Source organism: Kiritimatiellia bacterium (genome assembly GCA_026417735.1).
Lineage (GTDB): Bacteria > Verrucomicrobiota > Kiritimatiellia > PWTM01 > PWTM01 > CAACVY01.
Genome location: JAOACR010000018.1, coordinates 67,567 through 89,665, shown reverse-complemented (window position 1 = coordinate 89,665; position 22,099 = coordinate 67,567). Strand labels below are relative to the sequence as shown.

At 67.4% G+C, this 22,099-nt stretch carries 13 protein-coding genes; 1 reads left to right on the top strand and 12 read right to left on the bottom strand.

Features of this window, described 5'->3' with window-relative positions; all coding sequences use genetic code 11:
• Window positions 1-3: 3 nt before the first annotated feature.
• The 10 genes from N2652_09490 to N2652_09445 form a co-directional block, all read right to left on the bottom strand.
• Window positions 4-1,254, bottom strand: coding sequence for a type II secretion system F family protein (locus tag N2652_09490; protein ID MCX7819421.1), 1,251 nt, complete (start codon window positions 1,252-1,254; stop codon window positions 4-6).
• A 1-nt stretch (window position 1,255) separates the two neighbouring features.
• Window positions 1,256-3,004: a GspE/PulE family protein gene (locus N2652_09485; protein MCX7819420.1), complete on the bottom strand. Its 1,749-nt coding sequence runs from the start codon at window positions 3,002-3,004 to the stop codon at window positions 1,256-1,258.
• A gap of 28 nt (window positions 3,005-3,032) precedes the next feature.
• Window positions 3,033-4,511, bottom strand: a complete 1,479-nt coding sequence (locus tag N2652_09480) for a secretin and TonB N-terminal domain-containing protein (GenBank protein MCX7819419.1) — start codon at window positions 4,509-4,511, stop codon at window positions 3,033-3,035.
• Complete coding sequence (locus tag N2652_09475; GenBank protein MCX7819418.1) at window positions 4,508-5,602, bottom strand: PilT/PilU family type 4a pilus ATPase; 1,095 nt, start codon at window positions 5,600-5,602, stop codon at window positions 4,508-4,510. Before N2652_09475 ends, N2652_09480 begins: the two co-directional genes overlap by 4 nt.
• Window positions 5,603-5,694: 92 nt before the next feature.
• Window positions 5,695-7,572: a heparinase II/III-family protein gene (locus N2652_09470; GenBank protein ID MCX7819417.1), complete on the bottom strand. Its 1,878-nt coding sequence runs from the start codon at window positions 7,570-7,572 to the stop codon at window positions 5,695-5,697.
• The gene (locus tag N2652_09465; protein MCX7819416.1) at window positions 7,569-10,343 is read right to left on the bottom strand and encodes a CehA/McbA family metallohydrolase; all 2,775 of its coding nucleotides are present in this window, start codon (window positions 10,341-10,343) and stop codon (window positions 7,569-7,571) included. The genes N2652_09470 and N2652_09465 overlap by 4 nt, the downstream gene beginning before the upstream one ends.
• Before the next feature lie 108 nt (window positions 10,344-10,451).
• Window positions 10,452-11,885 (bottom strand): Gfo/Idh/MocA family oxidoreductase, encoded by a 1,434-nt coding sequence (locus N2652_09460; GenBank protein MCX7819415.1) that lies wholly within the window; start codon window positions 11,883-11,885, stop codon window positions 10,452-10,454.
• Between the two features lie 101 nt (window positions 11,886-11,986).
• Complete coding sequence (locus tag N2652_09455) at window positions 11,987-13,039, bottom strand: glycoside hydrolase family 99-like domain-containing protein (protein MCX7819414.1); 1,053 nt, start codon at window positions 13,037-13,039, stop codon at window positions 11,987-11,989.
• Window positions 13,040-14,584, bottom strand: coding sequence for a hypothetical protein (locus N2652_09450; protein ID MCX7819413.1), 1,545 nt, complete (start codon window positions 14,582-14,584; stop codon window positions 13,040-13,042). It abuts the gene before it with no gap.
• Window positions 14,585-14,610: 26 nt separating this feature from the next.
• Window positions 14,611-16,074 carry a sulfatase gene (locus N2652_09445; protein MCX7819412.1) on the bottom strand — a complete coding sequence of 488 codons (1,464 nt, stop codon included), beginning with the start codon at window positions 16,072-16,074 and terminating at the stop codon, window positions 14,611-14,613.
• 484 nt (window positions 16,075-16,558) lie between these two features.
• Here N2652_09445 and N2652_09440 point away from each other — a divergent pair, with 484 nt between their 5' ends.
• The gene (locus tag N2652_09440) at window positions 16,559-16,729 is read left to right on the top strand and encodes a hypothetical protein (protein ID MCX7819411.1); all 171 of its coding nucleotides are present in this window, start codon (window positions 16,559-16,561) and stop codon (window positions 16,727-16,729) included.
• A gap of 26 nt (window positions 16,730-16,755) precedes the next feature.
• Here N2652_09440 and N2652_09435 read toward each other — a convergent pair whose 3' ends face one another.
• Both N2652_09435 and N2652_09430 read right to left on the bottom strand, forming a co-directional pair.
• Window positions 16,756-19,089: a DPP IV N-terminal domain-containing protein gene (locus N2652_09435; GenBank protein MCX7819410.1), complete on the bottom strand. Its 2,334-nt coding sequence runs from the start codon at window positions 19,087-19,089 to the stop codon at window positions 16,756-16,758.
• Between the two features lie 53 nt (window positions 19,090-19,142).
• Window positions 19,143-22,052 carry a discoidin domain-containing protein gene (locus tag N2652_09430; protein ID MCX7819409.1) on the bottom strand — a complete coding sequence of 970 codons (2,910 nt, stop codon included), beginning with the start codon at window positions 22,050-22,052 and terminating at the stop codon, window positions 19,143-19,145.
• Window positions 22,053-22,099: the final 47 nt, after the last annotated feature.

Here is a 22,099-nt window from a genome sequence, read left to right as displayed (position 1 = left end):
CCTTCAGTGCACCGTCTGCGAAACGGTGAAGATCGGCAGATAGATCGCCATCACCAGCACCAGCACGACGCCGCCAAACAGGCAGATCACGATCGGTTCGAAGAGTGACGTCGCGGTGACGATCCGGTTCTCCACGTATTCCTCATACATGCCGGCGATCTTTTCGAGCACCTCCGGCAGCCGGCCGGACTCTTCCCCCACGCCGACCATCCGGATCACCAACCGCGGGATCTCGGGGTCTCGCGCAAGGCTGGCGGCGATCCGCTCGCCATTCACAATCCGCTCCTTCGCCCGCTGCAGCGATTCGACGATCACGCTGTTGCCGCTGACCGCCGACGTGATGTCCATTGCGGTGGTGACGCCGACACCGCCGCGCAGCATGATCGAGAGATTGCGGCAGAAGCGGGCCAGCGCGAACTCGCGAATGCAGATGCCAAACAGCGGCAGTTTCAACACCAGCGCGTCCAGCCGGCGGCGGCCGGCCGGCGAGCGGCGCATGACCGCCACAGTCACCACCGGCACCAGTAGTGCGCCCACCAGCCAGGGCCAGTGGTCAATCAGGAACTGGTTCACGCCGAACACCACGCGCGTCAGCTTCGGCAGCGGCACATTGAATCCCCGGAAGCTTTCCATGAACTTTGGCAGCACGAACGTGGTCATCACAACGCACACGAGGATAAAAAAGATGAAGATGAATAGCGGATAGGAGGTGACCGCCCGGATCTTTTTCACCAGCTTCTCGTTCCGTTCCATGTACGCGGCAAGTTGCTCGAGGGTCTCCGGCAGGCTTCCTGACTCCTCCGCGGCGCGGATCAACGCAACGAACAGCGTATTGAAATGGTCCGGGTGGCGCGCGACGGCCTGTGAAAATGTCTCACCCTCGTGCAGCCGCCGCACGATGTCCTGCAGCACCTTTCGGAACGTGGGATGGTCCATGTCGTTCGCGATGGAGTCCAGGGCGTCGCGCAGCGGCATGCCCGCGTTCACGGTAATCGCAAGTTGCCGGCAGAAGACCGCCTTGTCCGAAATTGTGATTGGACGGCCGGTCTGGATCCAGCGCCGTCTCGGTGCGGCGGCGACCGCGGTCGCACCGCCGCCCCCCCCCTCTCCCTTGGCGACCAGTTCCACCACCAGATATCCCTGCGCGCGCAGACGCGCGAGTGCGTCCGCCCGGTCCGCCGCTTCGATCGAAGACCTCACCACCAGCCCCGCGGAGTTGCGGGCGGTGAACTGAAACGTCGTCAACGCGGGCACGTCAGTCCTCCGTCGGCCAGATCGCCATCGCCTCCTCGACAGTGGTCAGCCCGCGCTCGAGCTTGCGGAGGCTGTTGCGGACCAGCGTCTCCATGCCGAGCCGGATCGCCGCCTCGCGCATCTCGACGTCGCTGGCTCGCCGCACGATCAGCTCTCGGATCGGCGTGGTCACCTCAAGAAACTCAAACACCGCCTGCCGGCCTCGATAGCCGGTGCGGCCGCAAGCCTCGCACCCCTCCCCACGGTAGAACGTCCAGTGGCGCGACTCCGGCCAGACCGCCTCCAACGCGGCCCGTTGTTCGTCGGTGGGCGTGGTCTCGCGCCGACAGCGCGGGCAGATCAGCCGGATCAACCGCTGTGCAATCACCAGCCGCAGCGTCGCCGCGATCAGATATGGCTCGATGCCGATGTCCCGGAGCCGGCTGAATGCGGAGGGCGCATCGTTCGTGTGCAGCGTACTGAGCACCAGGTGACCGGTCAGCGACGCCTGCATCGCGATGCGAGCGGTCTCCTCGTCGCGAATCTCCCCGATCAGGCAGATGTCCGGATCCTGCCGCAGAATCGCGCGCAGTGCGTTCGCGAATGTCATGCCGACCTTCGCGTGCACGTGGGTCTGGTTGATGCCCTTCAGCACATACTCGACCGGGTCCTCTACCGTTTGGATGTTCACCTCGGGGCTGTTCAGATAGCTGAGCGCGCTGTACAGCGTCGTCGTCTTGCCGCTGCCGGTCGGACCGGTCAGCAGGATGATACCGTTCGGCGACTCGAGGATCTTCTTGAAACGGTGCAGCATTTCCGGCGGATCGAAACCGATCTTGTCCAGGTCGACCACCAGCGAGGCACGGTCCAAAATCCGCATCACGATTTTTTCGCCGAACACCAAGGGCAGCGACGAGACGCGCACGTCAATTTCGCGCCCCTGGAGCCGGAACTTCAGCCGGCCGTCGAGCGGGATCCGACGCTCAGAGATGTCCATCTCCGCGAGGATCTTGATCCGGGTGACGATCGCCGGATAGAGCCGGCGGGGGGGCGGGGTCACCTCGCGCAGCACCCCGTCCACCCGGAAGCGGATCCGCACGTCCGTTTCTCCGGGCTCCAGGTGAATGTCGCTGGCGCGGTCGCGCACCGCCTGCATCAGCAACAGGTTCACGAATTTCACCACCGGCGCGTCGTTCGCGAGAATGCGCAGTTGGTCCTCGTCCAGCGCGGCTTCGGCCGGTTCGAGGGGGCCGCTTTCCACTTGTTCGGTCTGAACGATGTCCTGCAGGTTCCGCTCGATGTGCGCGTCGGGCCGGTACTCGCGCTCGATCACCCGCCGGATGCGCTCCGCGGTGCTCACCGCCCGGCGGATTTCCATTGAGGTGAGCGAGCGCACCGCGTCGACCGCTGCCAGGTCGAGCGGGTCCTTCATCACCAGCGTCAGAAATGTTTCCCCGGCTCTCCGGAACGCGCACACAAGGTGCCGCCGGGCGACCCGTTCCGGCACTAACGCGACATCTTCGGGCTGAAGCTTGAAGTCGGGGCCGAGCTCCAGAAACGGCAGCCCGTAGATCTCCGCGAGCGCGCGGCCGACGTCGTCCTCGCTCGCGAGGCCGAGGTCAACAATCACATCCCCCGCGGGCCGGCCGCTCTGTACAACGACCTCGAACACGCGCTCCACCTGCTCCGCGGTCAACCGCCCGAGCCCGCGCAGACGGTCGCAGAGTCGCCGCGCTGCAGCGGGCACCCGCGCCGCGTTCGCGGACGGCACCGTGGCGTCTCCCGCCGTCATTGCAACGCTACGGCGCCGGCGTCGCCGTTGCGGCGCCCGGCTCGAGGATTGTCGCGGTCAGGAAGATCAACAGGTCGACCTTGTCCTTCACCTTGGTCTCCCGCCGGAACAGTGCGCCAAGCAGCGGAATTTCCCCCAGCAGCGGCACCCGGAACGTTTCGCTGCGCTCGCGCTCACGCACGAGCCCACCGATCACAATGGTCTCGCCGCTGCGCAGCATGATCTGCGTCTCCGCTTCGCGCGTCGAGAGCACCGGATAGGTCTCCACCAGCGAAATGCGGTCCGACACCGACGGCCGCACGATCATGCTGATTCGGCCTCCGTCGCAAATCTGCGGCACAACCGCCAGCTGGATCCCGATTTTTTCGTAATACTCGAGCGTCACCTGCGTCTGCACGCTGCCGCCCCCCACCGGGGTGTTCTGGTAGGTCAAAATCGGAAACTTCTCGCCCACCAGGATCCGCGCCTCCTGGTTGTTCAGCGTTACGATGCGGGGTGAGGAGAGCACGTTCGCGCCCAGAATGTCTTCCAGCGCATGCAACAGAATGGAGTATTGCACGTCGGTGAGCTGCTGGAAGAAGAGCTGGCCTCCGGTTGTGAACGGCCGCATCGCGGTGAAGGGCGCGTCGGTCGGCAGCACCCTCGGACGAGCGTCGAGCGTAAGCGACTCTCCCAGCACCCGCTGAACGTTCCGGCCGTTCAGAAACACCCGCTCCACATCCAACTGAATCCCCAGGTCGCGCGCCGCATCGGAGCTCACCTCGACGAACCGGGCCTCGATCAGCACCTGCGGCGAGGGCACGTCCAACTGTTCGACGAGCTGCTCGACCACTTTCAGCACCGCTGCGGTGTCGCGCACGATGAACCGCTTGCTGCGCACCACCGCCTTGGACTCCAGCGTACGGCGGCCGCGCGCCAGCGCGGTGTCCGGCCCGGAGCCCGCTCCGCGCGACCCTCCCCCCGAGGCGGTCTCCGGCTCCCAGTACTGCCCCAGCGGCCGCAGCACCACCATCGAGCCCCCCGAGCTCAGATGCGGCCGAATCACGTCCTCCAGGTCCGAGGCGTCGAGGTACTTCAGCTGGAACACCTTCACCAACACCGGCTCCGCCGCGGCGGAAGCAGCCTTCGAAGGATCTGCCTTCGTCACGATGATCACGCCGTCGGCCAGCTCATACGTGAACCCGTAGGGCCGCAGGATTACGTCCAGCGCCCGGTCCCACGCCAGGTTGTCCACGCGGACGTTCACGGTTCCGCGCACCTCGGGACCGATCACGATGTTGCGGCCGGTCTGACGCCGAAACGCTTCGAGCACCTGCTGAATGTCCGCGTCCTGAATGTTGAGGGTGACGAGATCCGTCTCGATGGAAGGCGGGATCACCGCGGCAGGCGGCGCAGCCGTCGCGGGCGCCTGCGAGGCCGCGGGCTCCCACCCCCTTCCCAGCAGCAGCGCGACTCCCCCCAGCAGCCCCGACCACCGGCACCTCATCGCGTTGTGCCCTCCCGCCCGCCGGACCGCCCCCGCGTCTGCAGCAGTCTCTGCATCTCCTTCGGTCGCCCCGACCGGCTCATCGCCTGCTCCTCCGTGATCAGTCCCAGCGCGTGCAGTTGCCACAGCGAGTCCTCCATCGTCTGCATGCCTTCGCCTCGGCCGATCTGCAGCACCGAGTAAATCTGCTGGATCGCCCCCTCCCGGATCAGATTGCGGATCGCGCTGTTCGCTTTCAACACCTCGCAGGCCAACACGCGGCGGCGGTGGTCGGTCGCGATGAGCAGCTGCTGCGAACAGATGCCCACCAGCGTCATCGACAGCTGCATCAAAATCTGCTGCTGCTGGTCGGCCGGAAAGGTGTCCACCACCCGGTTGATCGCGTTCGCGGTGTCCTGTGTGTGCAGTGTCGCAAGGATGAGATGGCCCGTCTCCGCGAGCGTCAGCGCCAGCGCAATGGTCTCCCGGTCGCGCATTTCGCCGACCATGATCACGTCCGGCGTCTGACGGAACACGTTGCGCAGCGCCTCCGCGAACGTCGGAGCGTCCTCTCCGATCTCGATCTGTTCGATGGTGCAGCGCCGGTGGCGGTGAACGTACTCGATCGGGTCTTCGAGGCAGATCACATGTCCCTGACGATGATGATTGATGTGGTCAATCAGCGCGGCCAGCGTGGTGGACTTACCACTGCCGGCGGGCCCCGTGATCAGCACCAACCCAAACGGCGCCATCGCGAAGTCGCGCACGGACGCGGGCAGCCCCAACGCCTCGAACGGCGGAATCTGCGTCGCGATCTGGCGGATCGCCAGCGCCACCGCGCCCTGCTGTTTGAACACATGCACGCGAAACCGCGCGGTGTCGTCGAGCGATGCGGCCAGATCCGCGCTGCCGCGCTCGTCAAACGAAACCCAGTGGCGGTCCTGCATGAACGACTGCGCCAGTTGACGGGTGTCGTCCCGCGAGAGCGGCCGGTCGCCCCACGGTGTGAGCAAGCCATGAACGCGCATTTGAGGCGGCGCGCCCACCGTCAACACCAGGTCCGACGCGCCGAGTCGCACCATCTCGGCAAGCAGCTCGCGAGCATCGAACATGGTCTTTCTCTAACCTTTTTCACGACGCAGAGCCAGCCGATTGCGGGCGAGCGCAACCGGGGCAACTCCGGCGCCGACACCGCCCTCCGAGGTCAGCGCGCTTCGCCGTTGGACAAAAGCAACGGCCCGCCGTCGAGCGGCGGCGCGACGGCGTCGTCGCGTGCCCCGTCCGGCCACACCGGCGCGAACACCACCACGATCCGATGGGCGGCGGCCGGCGCACAGACCAGATCCAACCGCACCAGACCCCGGTTGCGCTCCTCCGGTGAGGGCCGCTCCGCGCTGCTCACACGCCACGACGCGGTCTCCGGCCCCAGCGCGCGCAGCACCACCTCCGCACCGCCGGCGCGAAGAGTGACGCGGCGGTCACCGTCCGTTCGAATCTCCGCGCCGGTGACAAATCCCCACCGCACCTCCGCGGCCTCCTCCAACTCGAGCTCGTCCCGCACGGTCACCGCCCGGCGCGCGGCGACGAGCGCGACGCCGCGCCGGAACCGCCGCACCGGCGGCCCGTACGCCCGCGTCAGATCCAGCACCACCGCGGCGGCCTCGGGCGTGCTATCGAACCGCTCTACCGTCGAGACGCCCTCCGGCGACTGCCCTCGCCCGCGGATCAGCGGGACCGCGTGGCTTTCGCTGCCGTTGCGGAAGTATCGCCACCGATTCCGACCAAAGTAGCCGGGAAGACTGTAGCTGTCCTTGCCGAGGTCCAGCACCCATCGTCGGCCGAGCGCGTCCAGCACGAACGTGCCGAGGTCGAGATGTCCGTGGTTGATTCGGTTGTGACCTGCCTTCACCGCCACCCACAGCGCATTGGAATCCCCCAGGTTCCCGCCCATCGTGACCACCGGAATCTCGCCGCGCACACACAGATCGAGCGGACGCGGCGCCCGCTGCCGCGGCGCGGGCACATACCAGACCACATGCCACGGTGAGGGCGCGCCGCCGGCAGCGATCTGCGCGTGCTCGTCCGCCGCCGCCGCACGGTCATTGAACGCGCGCGCCAGCCACATCACGCAGCCGGCCGGGCGGCGACGCGCCCGTTCGCTCGCGTCGGCGAAATTGAAGTAGAGGCCCGTGGGGCCGACCCACGGAAGGGGGACGACCGCCGCGCTGGACAGCCCCGGCGACCGCGAGAGGCCGAAGTCGGTCCCCAGCGCCGTCCGCAGCGCGTCCAAGCCCAACGCGACATAAGTGGTCGCGTAGTTCCAGTAACTGGGGCCCTCCCCCCACCCGCCGTCTGGCGCGTAGCTCGCCAGCGCGCGGGGCATCGAGGTGACGGCGGACCGAACGATCGTATTGAGCCAGAGCGGGTGAACGTCGCCGATCGCGAGCGCGCCGGCCAGCAGTCCTCCGTTGCAGACAAGGTTCCAGTTGTGGCTGACGCGCGTCCACCACCCGTAGCGGGCCTCGCCCGCGTAGGCGCGGCGGCCCGGCTCGAGGCCGTGGCGGATGAGCGCCTCTTCGATCCGCCGCCGCGTGTCGCGGTCGAGCGCCCCGTACAGCCAGTCATAACCAAGCGCGACCGCGCAGGTCATTTCCGCGGTGTCAAGAAAGTGATCGGGATGCCAGTCCGGAAACTCGCACGCGTTCAGCAGAAAGCGTCGCGCGGCCGCCTCGAACGCGGCTTCGTTGGTCCAGCGCCACGCAAATGCGAGCGTCGCGATCGCGTCCAGATGCCGGCGGCTGATCTCGAGCAGCAGCCCCCGCGAACTGCTGAGCTGGTAGGGGGGCGGCCGCGCGCCCGTGAGCCTCCGGGCCGACTCCACCACCCTCGCGGCCCAGCCCGCCAGCGTCGGATCGGTTACCGCCGCCCGCTGCAATTCCGTGAGCCGTTCGTCGGTGAGCCACAGCCGCGGATGCGCCGGCCGAAGGTTTTCGGCCAGCCCGGCCGGCGGTTCCGGCGCCGCTCCGCCAGCGGCTGCCACCAATGCCAGCGCCGCGGCCGCCCATGCTCCACGCCCGCTCATCGCGCCCCCCACCATACCGGGCTGGTCCAGGCCAGCTCGCCGTCCGTCTGTTGCACCCGCACGTAGTACCACACCGGGCCGGCGGGCACCTCACGGTCCACATAAGTGAACTCAGATTGCCGCGCGCCGACCTCGCGCGAGTAGATGAACACGTTGTTGCGACAGACGTCCACACGTGCAATTTCCGCCGGCGCCAGCACGCGAACCTCCACCGGCACCGTCGGTGGCGGCCGGCTGCGCGAGGCTTCGCCCATGAAACACCCCCCGACCCGCACATCGAGCAGAATTTTCGCGCCGGTGGTACCGTAGCAGCGGCGCGCCCGCAGCGCCTCCAGGATCGCAGCCCGGCTCAGCTCGGTCGCGTACACGCAGGCTTTTCCGTACCCGCCACCGTGGTCAGGGCTCGCGATCACCCCGATCACGATCCCCCGCGCCCACGCATCCTGCAGAAACCAGCCCCTCGGCGTCGTCGCCCGAGCCTGTCGCGGCGCGCCCTCATGCTCGTAGGAACCGCGCGTCTGAAAAATCTCCGCAACCGGTTGCGCGGTTTCGTCCACGAACGACCAGTCCGTCGGCACGTTGCCGGTGTCGGCGAGCTGATGCGGGATGGTGACAAAGTCGGCGTTCATTCGCCGCAGGTCCTCCCAGAGCTGTGCCGGCGTCTGCCGGTTCTTCTCGTTCCACCAGCGCGGAAAGCGCGGGTCGCCCAGGATCAGGTTCCGGTGCCCGTAAAAACCATACGGATGGTTCGCGCTGTACTCTTCGAACGATGAGGTCCACTCCTGCCCGAGAAACGTGAGGAACCGACCGCGGTCTTCGTTCGCGCGCGCGAGCTTCGCGAGGTAGCGCCACAGATACGAGTTGATCGCATACCCGTGGTCCGTCACGCAGGCGAAATCGTGGACGGCGAGGTCGCGCATGTGCTGGTAGCTCTCGTCGACGCTCTGATCCCGGGTGCGACCGCACGGGGACACGTCGCTGTGCTCGTGCAGGTCTCCGAAAAACAATCGCCATCGGTGTCCGCGATGTTCCACCCACCATCCCGGCGTCTCCTCACCGCGCGCCTCGCGCAGGTCAGCTGGCGGAAACGCCTCGGCCGATTCGGTCGCGCATTGCCACGTCGGCGGCGCCGCGGGCGGCGCATCCGCCGGGACGCCCGCCAGACGCACGTCGCTGCGCGCGAGATCCGCGGCGGCTTCGTTCGGCCAGTTCGCCGGCATGTTGTCGTACTGATGAAGTACCCACACCGTCCCGCCGACGACCGCCAAACCCGGGCGGCGGTCCATGCCCTTCAGCGAAGAAACCTCCCGCGCGGCCGACCAGCGGTCCCCCGCGAACGCGGCGAGCTTCACGTTCCAGTCGCGCGGTTTCGGCCCGGCCACCGCCGCCAACCACGCGACCCAGAGCCGTCCCGACTCATCAAACGCCGCCGCGGGCCCCTCACTGCCCTCGGCGAGCGGCCCGTCGCCCGCCGCCGGCTCCTCCACCCCCTGCGGCGTGATCCGCACCAGCCGGAGGCGGCGACCAATCGTCGCTCCGACGCGGTACTCGCTCACCTGCGCGGTCTCGTACAGCATCCAGACCTCGTCGCCGCGCGCCAGAAGCAGCGGATGCCGGTCAATCGCCGGAGCAGTGGTGAGCCGCCGCGCCGGCGACCAGCCGCCAGTTCGCGCCTCGCGCGACCGTGCCCAGATGTCCACGCGTCCGTTCCGGAAGTCGTGCCACGCCACCACCACTTCGCCGGCCGCGGTCACCGCAATCGCCGGGTCGCACGCGTTCACCGAGGGGTCGCTCAGCCACTCGATCGGCCCGGCCCGCCCTCCCACAACGGCTCTGACGCCGATCCGTCGCCGGCCGTCCCGGCTACCCTCCCAGGCAACCCACACCAGGTCACGATGCGACGCGACCGCCGGATCCACATCCGTTCCACCATCCTCCAGCAGCTGGCGGAATTCCGGACCGCGAGCGCTCAGTTTCACCACCGCGATGTCCCACTCGTCACGCTGTTCCCGCGCATAGACCAGCACAGCGCCGTCGCCCGCCGCCACGAGCCGAGGGCCAAGCAGCGCGACGTCACCGCCCCCGTCGTCCACCGTCCAGCGATGTGTCACGCGCGCATCGTCACCGGCCGCAACTTCGATGCGCGCCCCCTGCAGCGTGTCCCGGCCATCCCGAAAACTGATCCACGCCGCGTACAGCGCTCCGTCCGCTCCGCGCGTGAGCGCCGGCTCATCGTTGACCCCCTGTGCGGCGGAAAGCTCGACCCCGCGGGGGGGCACCTCCTCGATCAGCTCCACGTCGTCCACCCACAATCGTCCTGGTTTCCCTGCAAATGACGACGGCGAGATCAGCTCGAGCACCAGCCGTCCGTCCGCCGAGGGCGTGAACGGTGGCGTCTCGAAGGTCCGCCACTGCGGCGAGATGGAATCCCATGCGGCGATCCGTTCGCGAGCCGTGCGCCGGGGGAACGTCGCGAACAGCGCCATGAACACGCCGGGTGTCCCCCGCGCACGCACCCGGAAGCGATAGACGCGGTTGCTGCGCACCTCGACCGTCTGGATCAGCCGGGCAGCCTGGCGGGGAGCGGTCGTCTCACCCCGCAAACACACCCGACCGGAGGCGGCGGCCGCGGAGTTCGTCACTAGGACATGAAGCGCGTCGAGCGACCACCCCGTCCCGCCCTCCTCAAAGCCAGGGTCGCGCAGTACATTTTCCGCCGCCGAGCCGGCGAGAGCCGCCCCCAGCATCCCCATCACCACGCTTCGGGGCATCCCCATGGCCATCGCCGACCTTCTGCGCGCGTGATCTGAACGCGCAGAACGCGCGGCGCATCGCCACGCGTTCCGGACCTCAGATCAGCCGCTCCACTTGTGCAGCACTCATACCTGCTCGGGCACCACGTACGGCGGCCGATACTCTCCCTTCAGCATCCGGTTCGCTTCGTCGTCACCGATCACTTGCTGCGTCGCCGGATCATACCGGAGCGAACGGCCGAGCCGGTACGAAATATTGCCGAGGTGCAGCAACGTGCAGGAGATGTGGCCCTCCTCGATCGGCGCCTCGATGTCCTCCGTTTTGCGGCTCCGCACGCACGCAATGAAGTTCGCGAACGCATCTCCACCCTGCCGGCCCTCCGGCCCCGGCTCGTGGAACTCGCCGAGCCATGTCTTGTAGGAGGTATAGCCGTTGACCGCGACGTAGCCCTCCGAACCGTAGAACAGGTTGCCGATCACGTTCGTCCATGGGGCGACTTTCTTCTTTTCCTCCGCGGGCTTCGTCTGACCCGCTGCCGCGATCGCGCCGACCACCGCAGGAATATCGTCCTCGCCGAACAGCCGCGTCCCAATGCCGGCCTCGTGGTTCGTCAGCCAGTGCCGTACTTCGAACACGAGCAGTCGTGGTTTGCCATCGGGCATGGTGAACTCATAGGCCACATTCAGTACGTTCGGCGTCTCCTGATCGTCGTCGAACATCACTTTCGCGCCGAGCGCCGTCACCCGAGTCGGATACGTCACGCCAAGACCCCAGCGCGCGATGTCCAGCTCGTGCACGCCCTGGTTCCCGAAGTCGCCATCCCCGTAGTCCCAGAACCAGTGCCAGTTGTAATGGAACCGGTTCTGCGTAAACGGTTTCAGGGGTGCCGGCCCGGTCCACAGATCGTAGTTGACCCCTTTCGGCACCTCCGAGGGCGGAGTCTTCCCGATGCTCTTGCGCCGCTTGAAGCACAACCCGCGCGCCATGTAGACTTCGCCGATCAGGCCCTCACGGAGCTTCTTCACCATTTCGCGCAACGCGGGGCTGCACCGCGCCTGCGAGCCATGCATCACGATCCGCTTGTACTTGCGCGCCGCCTCGACCAGCTGCTTGCCCTCGAACCACCGATGCGACATCGGCTTTTCAACGTAGGCGTCCTTGCCGGCCTGGCAGGCCCAAATGCCCTGGAGCGAGTGCCAATGGTTAGGCGTTGCGATCGAGATCGCGTCAATGTCTGGCCGCTCGAGCAGCTTGCGCAGATCCTCAAACGCCATCGGCTCCTTGAGGTTGCGATCGCGAAACTGCTTCAGCCGCTTCGCAATCTCGTTCTGGTCCACATCGCAGATCGCCGCAACTTCAACGTTCGGAAGTTTCTGGTAGCCCTGGATATGATCTCCGCCCCGCCCGCGAATGCCCACCACCGCGACCCGCACCCTCTCGTTTGCACCAAATACCCGCTCGGGATTCGCGACCATCTGAATGCCCGCCCATGCGGTCGCGGTGGTTTGCAGGAAACGCCGGCGGGAGACCGTCGAAGTCACCGTTTGATCGCCCTTCATCATCATGCACCTCCTGGGTCTGAGCGTACTATGCCGACCGGCGGCAAACCGGTCAAGCAGCGGGTGAACAAATGGGGGCCGATACCACGGCCGCGGGCGGCTCACTGCATCAGGTTGTCGCGGATCGCCCGAAGCCACAAACCTTGTGGGTCCCCGCGGGTGGGCACCAGCCATCCGCCCTCTCCCAGTTCGTTCCACGCAAAGACCACCGCATACCGTTCGGCCGTACACTGTTCCGGGTGCGCGTCCATCCACGCGATCAACTCCCGAAGGTGTGCAGCGAACTTGTCCGGCATGCCCCCCGTGTAGTACCAGCTTCCCTTCGCGGCGGTCTCCCAGGGCCGGCGGTCCCACCCAACGCTCACGCACGGGATGTGCGGCTGAGCGGGTGTACCTGCCCACGACTCGCGGTGCAGCTGGTAGAGCCGTTCGATCGGCATCTCCTGCCATCCCTTCATCCACCCGCCATTCACATTGTAGCGCGTGCTCGCTGCAAACACGGGCGGCAAGCGCGGCGCACATCCCACCCACGCAACACCGGGCAGACCTGCTGCGCGCGCCGCCTGCTCCACCGCCGCCAGTCCCTCCGGCAGCGCGTCGGACGGATTGAACACAATGACCATCGGCCGTCCCCCTAACGTGACGTGACCGGGCTCGCGGAACAGCGGCACCCAGTGCGCTGCCGCCGACCTCCAGTTCTCCAGCGTCCTCAACTGATAGGAGTCATGGTTCGCCACCAACAGGCAGAAGCCCATGCGGGCGCGATTGGGTGCCGCCAGGTACAGTCGCAGCCCGGTGTGTTTGGGGTCGGCCGCCACCGCTGAGGGCTCGGGATGGAAGTACCAGCAAAACGCCCAAAAACTCAGCCCGTGATCTGCGGCCAAGTCGATCTGCCGCTGCATGATCGCCGCGGTGTCGCTTCGCCAACCCCACACCGGCTCACGGTCACTGTAGTCGGTCGCAAGCGAACGAGTGAGATGCGTTGGTGCATTGGACGCCCACGGTTCCCCCGGCTGCCCAGCCAGCCGGTTCGTGCCCGACCATCCATCAAAGTAGTACGCACCCAGCCGAATCCGGGGAGCTCGCTCCCCCGCCACCCCCCCCGCCGCCGCGACCACGACGGCCAGTGCCAGAGCTCCCGCCCGCCCATTCACTCAGGCCTCGAGTACCCGCTCGAACTTCCAGCGCGCACACAGCTCGTCCACCAGCGGCATCAGGTCTCCATAAAAGGTCACCCGATGCCAGCCGTGGCTCCACCCTTCCGTCAGTTTCTCGATATCGCCCCGCACGCGCGCGACAAGCTTCGTGCGACAAGCCATGTCGCTGTCACAGCATCCGATCGCCACCGCCTGATGCACCGTCATCTTTCGCAGCTCCGGATGGATCTCGATGGTGGTTGTCAGGTAGCCCGCCGGCAGCAGCGACTCAAGCGACGCCCCCTTCCGGTCCTCCGAATGCGACCGGATCCGGTAGGGATTGGCAGCCCCCTGGGGCCCGAACGGCCGGGTCATCGCCACACAGTGCGCGTAGATGATCGCATTCCGCGCGGTGTCAATCACCGGATCCGAAATGTAACCCGGCCGACCGGTCAGCGCTCCCATCACCATCATCGTCAGCGCCGAGCGCACATCTCCCTCGCAGCCGCCCACCAGCCCGTCATTGTTGAACTGGCAGAAGCCGAGGCACGGATAAGCGGCCAGGTGTCCGCCGTAGAAGCCGCCCAGACAGTTGATCGTGATGCCGGTGGCGCCATGCTGGCGCATCAACGCGTTCATCGCCCCGTACATGCGGCCGGCCTTGGTGATGTCATCCCGCGAGGGCTCCACCACGGCCTGCGCGCCGGCGATCCAGCGCTCCGCGAATGCCTCCGCGTCCTTCACGTCGGCCGCTTCGTACGCCGCCGCAAGCTCGGGAAAGCCGATCGGCACCAGCGTCACCCCTAACGTCTCGGCGACCGCCTTGTGCATCTCCGGCGCGATCGGCCGGCCGACCACCAACAGCTTCATCCGCTTTAGCTCGGCAAGCGCTTCCTCCACCGGTCGCACCACCAGCCGATCCTCCGCGACCGGGTCCGGTGCCCCTCGCCACGTGCGCTCCCGCCGCGTCCGCCGAAACGCCGCGGCCACCTCCTCCGCGCTGCGCCCCTCAGCGAGCAGCGCGAACTGCCGCGCGGAGGCGGCGATGTCCTCGTCGCGGGAGGAGCTGACCCAGTCCACCGGCTTCTTCAGCGCCTGGATCGCAGGTTGTTTCGTCAGAAACAACCCGGAGCCGCCATAGAGATTGTCAACGACCAGCGTCGGTTTGCCGGTCGCGCACAGCTTCAGCACATCATTGCGCCAGCCCAGACCCTGCAGGCAGATCATGTAGCCCTGCACGTCTGCATCCGAGGCCAGCACCGCGTCCGCATCCTCCGGCTTGTCCATCAGCCGGGCGACCAGAAACTCGACTCCCGGGCACTCGCGTTCGAGCAACGAAATGATCTGCCGGCGCCGCGCATCAAAGTCATAGCCGAGGTTCGGCCAGATCGGCGCGTCGTTGCGAGTCTCTGCGAACACGAGCCGAACGCGCGGCCGCGCGCCCGCCGCCGTCACCGCCGAGGCCGGTCGGGCCAGCGCCGTGCAGCCGGCGCAGGCGGCACATCCGCCGAGAAACTCCCGGCGAGAAAGCAAACGGTTGTTTCGACTTGTGCGGTTCTTCATCGCGTGGTCCTCCGTGCACACATCCGTCATAGCGCTTCGACTTCCCGCGGCTGCGCTCGGCGGCCTTCGGGGGCAGATCGGCGCCCTCCCGCGCGCGGCCGCACGTTACCCTCGCTTTCGGCCACCGGCGCCTCCTCTGCCTCCACGCCGGGCAGACGCGCCCGCAGACTTGCGAGGATCGCGACCGACTCCGCCCGCGCGGCGAGGTTGGTCCATTCGTGGGGATCCGACCGGTGATCGTAGAGCTCCTCCGACCCGTCCGCGTACCGGATGTACCGCCAGTGCCGATCCCGAACGCCGTGATTGCCGCGCCCGTGCGTGGTGATGCCCACACCATCCCAGGATGCGGACGGATCGCGCAGCAGCGGCAGGAGCGAACGCCCCTGCACGTGGGGCGGTATCGGAAGGCCCAGCAGATCGCAGACGGTGGGATAAATGGAGAGAAAATCCACCGGTGCGGCGCAGCGGCGACCCGGCTTCGCGATCCCCGGCGCCACCACGATCAACGGCGCGCGCGCGGACTCCTCCCAAAGCGTGAACTTCCGCCAATGCTGTTTCTCGCCAAGATGCCAACCATGATCGGACCAGAGCACGATCACGAGCCGGTTTGACCGCCAGCTCCGGTCCGCAGCCTCGATCAGTCGGCCGACTTGGGCATCAAGAAACGTGATCGTGGCCAGATAGGCTCGCACGCCGGACGCCCACAAACCGGCCTTTGTCACCGCGGCGTGATCGCCCTCCGGCCGTGCGAACTTCACGCCCGCCGGCGGCACGTCGTCAAGGTCGTTCGGGATCGTCTCCGGCAGGCGGATCGCCTCCGCTGGAAACATCTCGAAGTACTTTCGGGGCACATACCACGGCAGGTGAGGTTTGATGAAACCCACCGCCAGAAAGAGCGGGCGATCGTGCCGGCGCTGAAGCTGCTCCGCAGCCCAGCTCGCGAGGCGGTAGTCCTGCATCTCCTCGTCGGCGACGTCGAGCGGTCCCCAGTCGAACTGCGCGCGGTTCAGACCGGTCATGCTGGCCCGCGGAGGCGCGGGATCCCCCGGGGCCGCATAGTAGTCATCCCAGTGGTCCTCTTGTCCCTTCGGCGGGCTATGGCTGTGGTAGATCTTGCCGGCGCCGAGCACCAAGTACCCTTGCTCCCGGAGATAGCGGTTCAGCGTGAGCACGTCCCTCAACGGAACCGCGTAAGAGTGATGATTATGGTAGATGCCGGTCGTGTAGGGTCGCAGCCCGCTCATCAACGCCGATCGGGACGGGTTGCACGCGGGCGCGGCACATTGCGCGTTTTCAAAAAGCACGCCGCGAGCGGCCAGCGCATCCAGGTGGGGCGTGCGCGCCTGCAGATGGCCGCCCAGACAACCGATCCAGTCGTTGAGGTCGTCCACCGCAATGAACAGCATGTCAGGCTTCTCGCCACGTTCGCCGGCGAAGGCCACCAGCGCCCACGCCACCGCGGCCAACACCACCCACTGCCGGAAGCTCATCTGCGCCTTCCCGACAACCACGGCCTGGAATTTAGCAGACCTGCTAGGCATGTAAACCTCCGCCGCGCTTCGGTGGCGGGTTGCGGTCAACGAGCATCGGTGCGAAGATCGTCGCAGGATGTTTGCCCCTGACCAGCCCCGGGCGGGCCACCGGAGTGCCTGGCTTCAGCGGGTCTTTGCGATGTCGCTGTACCTGCTGGGCTGCGGGGGTGCGTACGCCCAACACTGGCCGGATCGCTCGCAAACACATTCGAAACGCGTCACGCGGGACGAGTGCCCGCCCCGTGACTGGTCGGCGGCCGGCCGCCCCGGGCGTTCGCTGTACCTTCTAGAGCGGATGCCGACCGCCGGGCGATCGAGCTGGCCAGCCCTCTGGGAGAGCGAGTCGGTCACCGCTGAGCTCCGCGAACCTCTTTCACGCCCGAGCCGCCGCGGCCGCACCCTTGGGTCGGAACCGCCGCCGCGAAATCGGGACCCTTTTGCCGTGTGGAACAGCCCCATCTACCGCAACCATCCCTTTGCGCCCCACAATCGAGCCATCGACCGCGATTCGCCGTTCAAACCGTGGAACTCTCCGTTCGGGCGGGAAGCCGACCTCACGGCGGAGGAACGCCGCGACTACGGACTGCCCCCGCTCGAGCCACGAAAACGCTGAGCCAGCGTCCTCCGCGCCTGCCCGTGCTACCGCGTCGACGGGGCGGCCGGCCGCAATAGGTGGCGAGAGAGAAACGCTGCCCGAAGCTCGGCGCCATACGGTGTCTCGGCCGCCCCATGGCCGGCGCCGATGATCGGCATGAACTCAAACGGTCGCGCCGCCCGCTGGAGCGCGCCGACCAACTGATACGTGCTGGCGGGATCCACGTTTCGATCCAGCTCGCCGACGATCAGCAGCAGATGACCGCGCAACCGGTGCGCATCGGCGATGTTCGAACTGCGCTCGTAGCTCTCATCCACCGGCCAACCCATCCACTGTTCGTTCCACCATCGTTTGTCCATGCGGTTGTCGTGGCAGCCGCAGTCGGCGACCGCAACGCTGTACACGTCCGCATGGTCGAGCAGCGCCCGAACGGCGTTCTGCCCGCCCGCACTGCCCCCATAAATGCCCACCCGCCGCAAATCCATCCAGGGGCGGGTCGCACCGACGGACCGCAACCACGCGATGCGGTCCGGAAACCCCCCGTCGCGCAGATTCTTCCAGCACACATCGTGGAATCGTTTGCCGCGGTGATTGGTGCCCATGCCGTCGGCGAGCACCACCACGAAACCGAGATTGGCGATCTCGTGTTCGCGTTCGAGCAGTTCAAACCGTGCGGGCGCATGATGGCCGTGTGGGCCCGCGTAGACGTGTTCGACCACCGGATAGGTGGCCTGGGGGTCGAAGCGCGCGGGGCGGATCACGACACCCCAGATCTCCGTGCGGCCATCGCGGCCGGGCGCACGGACACGCTCCGGCAACGTCCATCCGGCCGCCAGCAGCGCGGAGATGTCCGCCCGTTCTAACACGGCCACCAGCCGGCCATCCCGCGCCCTCCGCAGTTCGCAGACCGGCGGGTTGTCAGGGCGGGACCACCGCGCAACAAACCACTCCCCACCCGGTGAGAACTCGATTTCATGATCACCGTCAGCCTCCGTCAGCCGCACGACCTCGCCACCATCCAAGTCCACTCGACATAGGTGCCGGTGATAGGGGTCCTCGCCCGCTCGCAGACCGCTGGCCAGAAACCACACCTCCCTCGCCGCCTCGTCCACCCGCAGCACCTCGCGCACCACCCATTCTCCACGGGTCAGCTGACGAATCGGCCGGCCGGCGCGCACATCGTAGAGCCACAGGTGGCACCAGCCGTCCCGCTCGCTCATCCAGATCAGCTCGTTGCTGCGGTCCAACCAGTGCCGCCAGGTCTTGTGCGCGACGTCGATGAAGGTGGGGCTGGTTTCCTCCACCACACAGCGGACCGCCGCATCGCGCGCACCGACCGCCAGAACGCGGTACACTTGATGGCCCCGTTGATCGTGGTCGAAGTAGAACTCGCGTCCGTCCGCCGCCCAGCGGACGGGAATGTGAAGGGTTTCCCGCGCGGCGTTGGTCGCCAGCGGCGTCTCGATCGCGACCCACTGGTGCGCCCCCGTCTGCGTGATCCGAAACAATACCGGCACCGCCTGCGGCAGTGGATCCCCGGGTTTGCGATAGGGCACGCGAATCACGCGCGGAGGGCGTGCACCGGCCGGCGTCGTTTCCATCAACGGGATCGTCCGAGCCGGTACCGGCCGACCGTGCGAAACCACGAACGCGGTCGAATCGGGCGACCATTGCACCAGGGGGTCCCACGCGGGCTCGCCGTCGCGACCGGTGGCCAACTGACGGACCGATCCGTCCCGAAGGTCGCGCAGCCACACCCGGTGCCGATCCACCCACGCCTGCCAGCGGCCGTCCGGCGACCCCCCCTGCAGTGCACCCCCCACCTGCGGCGAGGGCGCGCGGCCCGGGCCGTCAACCGCGATTACCGTCTCCTCCGTCGCGGCCTCCACCACTGCGAGGTCCTCGCGCTGTTCCGCGTCGCGAACGAGCCATACGTGCCCTTCGAAGCTCTGCAGCACCATTTCGCCGCCAGAGGCCACACCGCCGTAACTCACCGGCTCTCCATCCGCATTGAGCCAGAACAGCTCAACCCGTCGCGGTGTGGCGTTGGAAAATCGAATCGTGGTTTCCGGTCCGGTGTGGCGCGTCGGTCGGCGGACACGATCGAGCTCGGAGGATTTCCGCGGCGGAGGCGGCCAGAGACCGAGCGACGCCAGGTCGGGGCCGGTTCGACGCTCGCCGGTGACCGCGCACACTCGCACATACTCCCACGCCTCCGGCCCCGTGCGAACGCGGTACCAGAACGAGCTGCCATCTGCGGACCAACGGGGACGCACATCCGCGCGAAACACCAACCGATTCCATCGCGGCGACTGGGCGCTCGATTCGGAGAGCAGCAGCAGAAGCAGCGCGACTCCGCCGGCTCGTCGCCGCCCCACGCGCCCTCCGGACCCGCTGATCACGGACATTTCTGAGCGGCGCCCACCCCGGCTCAATGCCCATCCTCGCGTGCGCCTCTCCCGGCGACCGGCAGCGGACGGTAGCTGACTGCCTCCCAGTAGCGCCGATCCAGTTCGTATGGGTTCACCGGGTCGGCGCCCGACGGATTCCCGTCCCAGACACCATAGCGTTTCATTTCGCGCAGATATTCCGGACGCGGCCGGAACTGCGGCATGTCGAACCGCCCGATGCGCTCGAGCTCCGCGCGACCTGCCTCCACCATCGCCAGCAGGGTGCGGTAGTCGGCGTCCTCCCGCGATGCAAACACCGCGCGACCCTCCGAGTTCGTGCACAGCCCCCATCCGCCGGCCTCCTTTGCGAGAGGCGCCAGCAGTACCAAAGATTTCTCCGGCCGGGAAAGGTTGAACACAATGTGGCGACTGGTCAGCAGGCGCGGATCGTTCCAGTCGGGCCGCCAGAACGAGACACCTCGCTCGTCAGAAAGCGCGCGCGGAATCGAGCGGTGCGGCTCCGCATGGCACACCGCGCACCGGCGGTCGATCACCTTCGCGGCGGCCTTCGTCGTTGGCCAGTCCCAATCCGTGTGCACCGGCTGGTTCTCGTGGTATCCGCCGATCATGCCGGTTCCCAGTGCCGCGTAGGTGCCGGGATACGGAGCACCGCACTCGATCCACATGCGGACGATGCGCTCCTGTGCGGGCGTCGCGCGCACGCCATGATGTGAGCCATCCATCTTCGCGAGCAGACGGCTGGCGGACGAGCCGAGCGCGCGCGGCGGGTAGTTGCTGCGCGGATTGTTGCGACCGTCCGCAACGAGGCCCGCGACGGTGATCATGTAGTACGCGTGGCTGTACATCGGGCCGCGGTCTCCGGTCAGAATGAGGCGGCCCGCCCGCGGCCCTCCCACCGTGCTCTCCTCGTAGCCGTGGCAGCTCACGCACAGCGCATCGAGAATCGGCTGCACGTCACGCGGAAAGTCCGGCACCTCCGGCACTCCCTCGACCGGCCGCGGCCGGGCCGCGGGCTTCGTCAGCGCCAGCGGCATCGCGCGCCCCTCCCGGTTCGGTGCCGCCTGGGTGCGCGGCTCGTGACAGCCCACGCAGCCCAGTCGCTCGCCCGGCATCACCGTCGTAAAGCTCTGCATTCGCTTCACCGACCGCCCTTGCGCGTCCAGCGCGACAAACAGGTACGACCGCAACGCCGGCAGCTCGAACCGGGCCGAGCCGTCCGCCTCGACGGGCACGGTGCCAACGATCCGCTCGAGCGTGAAGGTGCCGCCGTAGCTCAAAGGCTCCATGCCGCCGGTGTAGTTGATCGGCTTCGGCAGGCTCTCGAGCACCAGCAGCTCGCGGATCTCGCCGCGTTGCACGCCCGCCATGTTGCGGCCTTCGTAGACGTCGCTCAGCACAAACTCGCCGGTTGCCACGCTCCAGTCCGCCCGATCCGCGACCCGTCGCTCGCGCGTGCGCGGCGCGAGCGGGCGCGGCTCGTGCAGCCAGGCCGGGCCGAACTCGGGTCCCAGTTCGTACAGCGGCACGGTCTGACCATCCGCATAGACGGCGACCAGCAACCGCCCCCGCGCGGCGAGCATCAACCCGTCATCCACCGGCCAGGGATCGCGGTAGTCCGCGCCCCGGGTCCACGTGCGCAGCCGCGGCAGGTCGTCCGGCCCTGCGCGGGGGTCCACCGTCGCCACATGACCCGCGTGTTCCGCCTGACCGTGACCCGGTGAGAGAATCATCGCGATGCGGCGGCCATCGGGCATCGGCCGCGCGTCAATGTATACCCCGCCGGGATGCAGGTTGCCGAACACCACCTGCTGGCCGGTGCCGTCAGGGTTCATCGCCCACAGGTGATGATAATGCACCTGCGACCGGTCAATGTATTCCCAGCGCATGTACATCACCCGTCCGTCGGGGAGCGGCCACGGCGTGTTGTCGTGCTCGATGTTCGCGGACAGCGGCACCACTCCGCTGCCGTCGCGCTCGCACCGGTGCAAGATCGCCACCTGCGTGAGCCAGCAGTTCACCCACCGCCGGCAGCGGCTGGACACGAACACGATCCGGTCGTCCGGCAACCAGCAAGGTTCAATGTCATCATACGGTCCGCCGCCGTCGGTCAGCCGTCGCAGCCCGGAGCCGTCCGATTGAATCTCGTACAGGTGGAACGACGAAGTGCCCGCCCGCCGCCAGGAGAACACAATCGTGCGTCCGTCATAGTGCACCGCCGGATCGCGAATCGTCCCCTCCGGGTCTTCCAGAATCATCCGGATTCGGCCCGTCTCCAGGTCCAGCGCCGCGAGCCGTCCGTGGTTCCGATAGGTGACGCGCCGCTCGCTCTCCGCGTAATACGAAAAGTTGGCGTACCAGTGGCCGTCGGGTCCCCGCTCGCGCGCTGCGAACACCACTTCGCGGATGCCCGCAGCTCGGCACCGATCGAGCGCCTCCGCCCGCAGCCGCCGCTCGCGCTCCGCTCGCGCCGCCGCCAGCCGCGCGCCGCCCTCCCCATCCGGAAACTCAAGTTCCCAGATCGAAACATGTGGGTGCGGCCCGGCCCGATGCGCGATCACCCGCATCTGGCGCGCCGTGACGACAACGGGGGCCTTCAACGTTTCCGTCTTTCCCTGGCCGTCCGCCCGACGCGCCAGTTCCCGCCAGGTCGTCCCCTCCTCGGAGACCTCCAGGGCGTACTCGACCGCAAAGGCCGCTTCCCATCGAATCCGCACACTTCGAATCGCGGTGGGCGCCCCGAAGTCCACCGCGATCCACTGCGGCGCCCCGCGCAGCGGCCCGCTCGCCCAGCGGGTATCGGGCCGGCCGTCCACCGCAAGCTCGGGGGCGAAGTCGGCGTTGAACGTCGAGGATGCGGTGACGATAGGCTCCCTCGCCGCCGCGCCGGCGGTCCACACGGCCGCCACGAGCACACGCAGGTTCCGTCGCATCAACGGCAGTCTAGAAATCGATTCGAAAACCAACAAGCAACTTCGGG

What these genes read in the sequence shown, in the direction of transcription:
- N2652_09480 (MCX7819419.1), bottom strand. Translation starts at nt 4,511, where the DNA reads ATGAGGTGCCGGTGGTCGGGGCTGCTGGGGGGAGTCGCGCTGCTGCTG.
- N2652_09475 (MCX7819418.1), bottom strand. Translation starts at nt 5,602, where the DNA reads ATGTTCGATGCTCGCGAGCTGCTTGCCGAGATGGTGCGACTCGGCGCG.
- N2652_09470 (MCX7819417.1), bottom strand. Translation starts at nt 7,572, where the DNA reads ATGAGCGGGCGTGGAGCATGGGCGGCCGCGGCGCTGGCATTGGTGGCA.
- N2652_09465 (MCX7819416.1), bottom strand. Translation starts at nt 10,343, where the DNA reads ATGCCCCGAAGCGTGGTGATGGGGATGCTGGGGGCGGCTCTCGCCGGC.
- N2652_09460 (MCX7819415.1), bottom strand. Translation starts at nt 11,885, where the DNA reads ATGAAGGGCGATCAAACGGTGACTTCGACGGTCTCCCGCCGGCGTTTC.
- N2652_09450 (MCX7819413.1), bottom strand. Translation starts at nt 14,584, where the DNA reads ATGAAGAACCGCACAAGTCGAAACAACCGTTTGCTTTCTCGCCGGGAG.
- N2652_09445 (MCX7819412.1), bottom strand. Translation starts at nt 16,074, where the DNA reads ATGAGCTTCCGGCAGTGGGTGGTGTTGGCCGCGGTGGCGTGGGCGCTG.
- N2652_09430 (MCX7819409.1), bottom strand. Translation starts at nt 22,052, where the DNA reads ATGCGACGGAACCTGCGTGTGCTCGTGGCGGCCGTGTGGACCGCCGGC.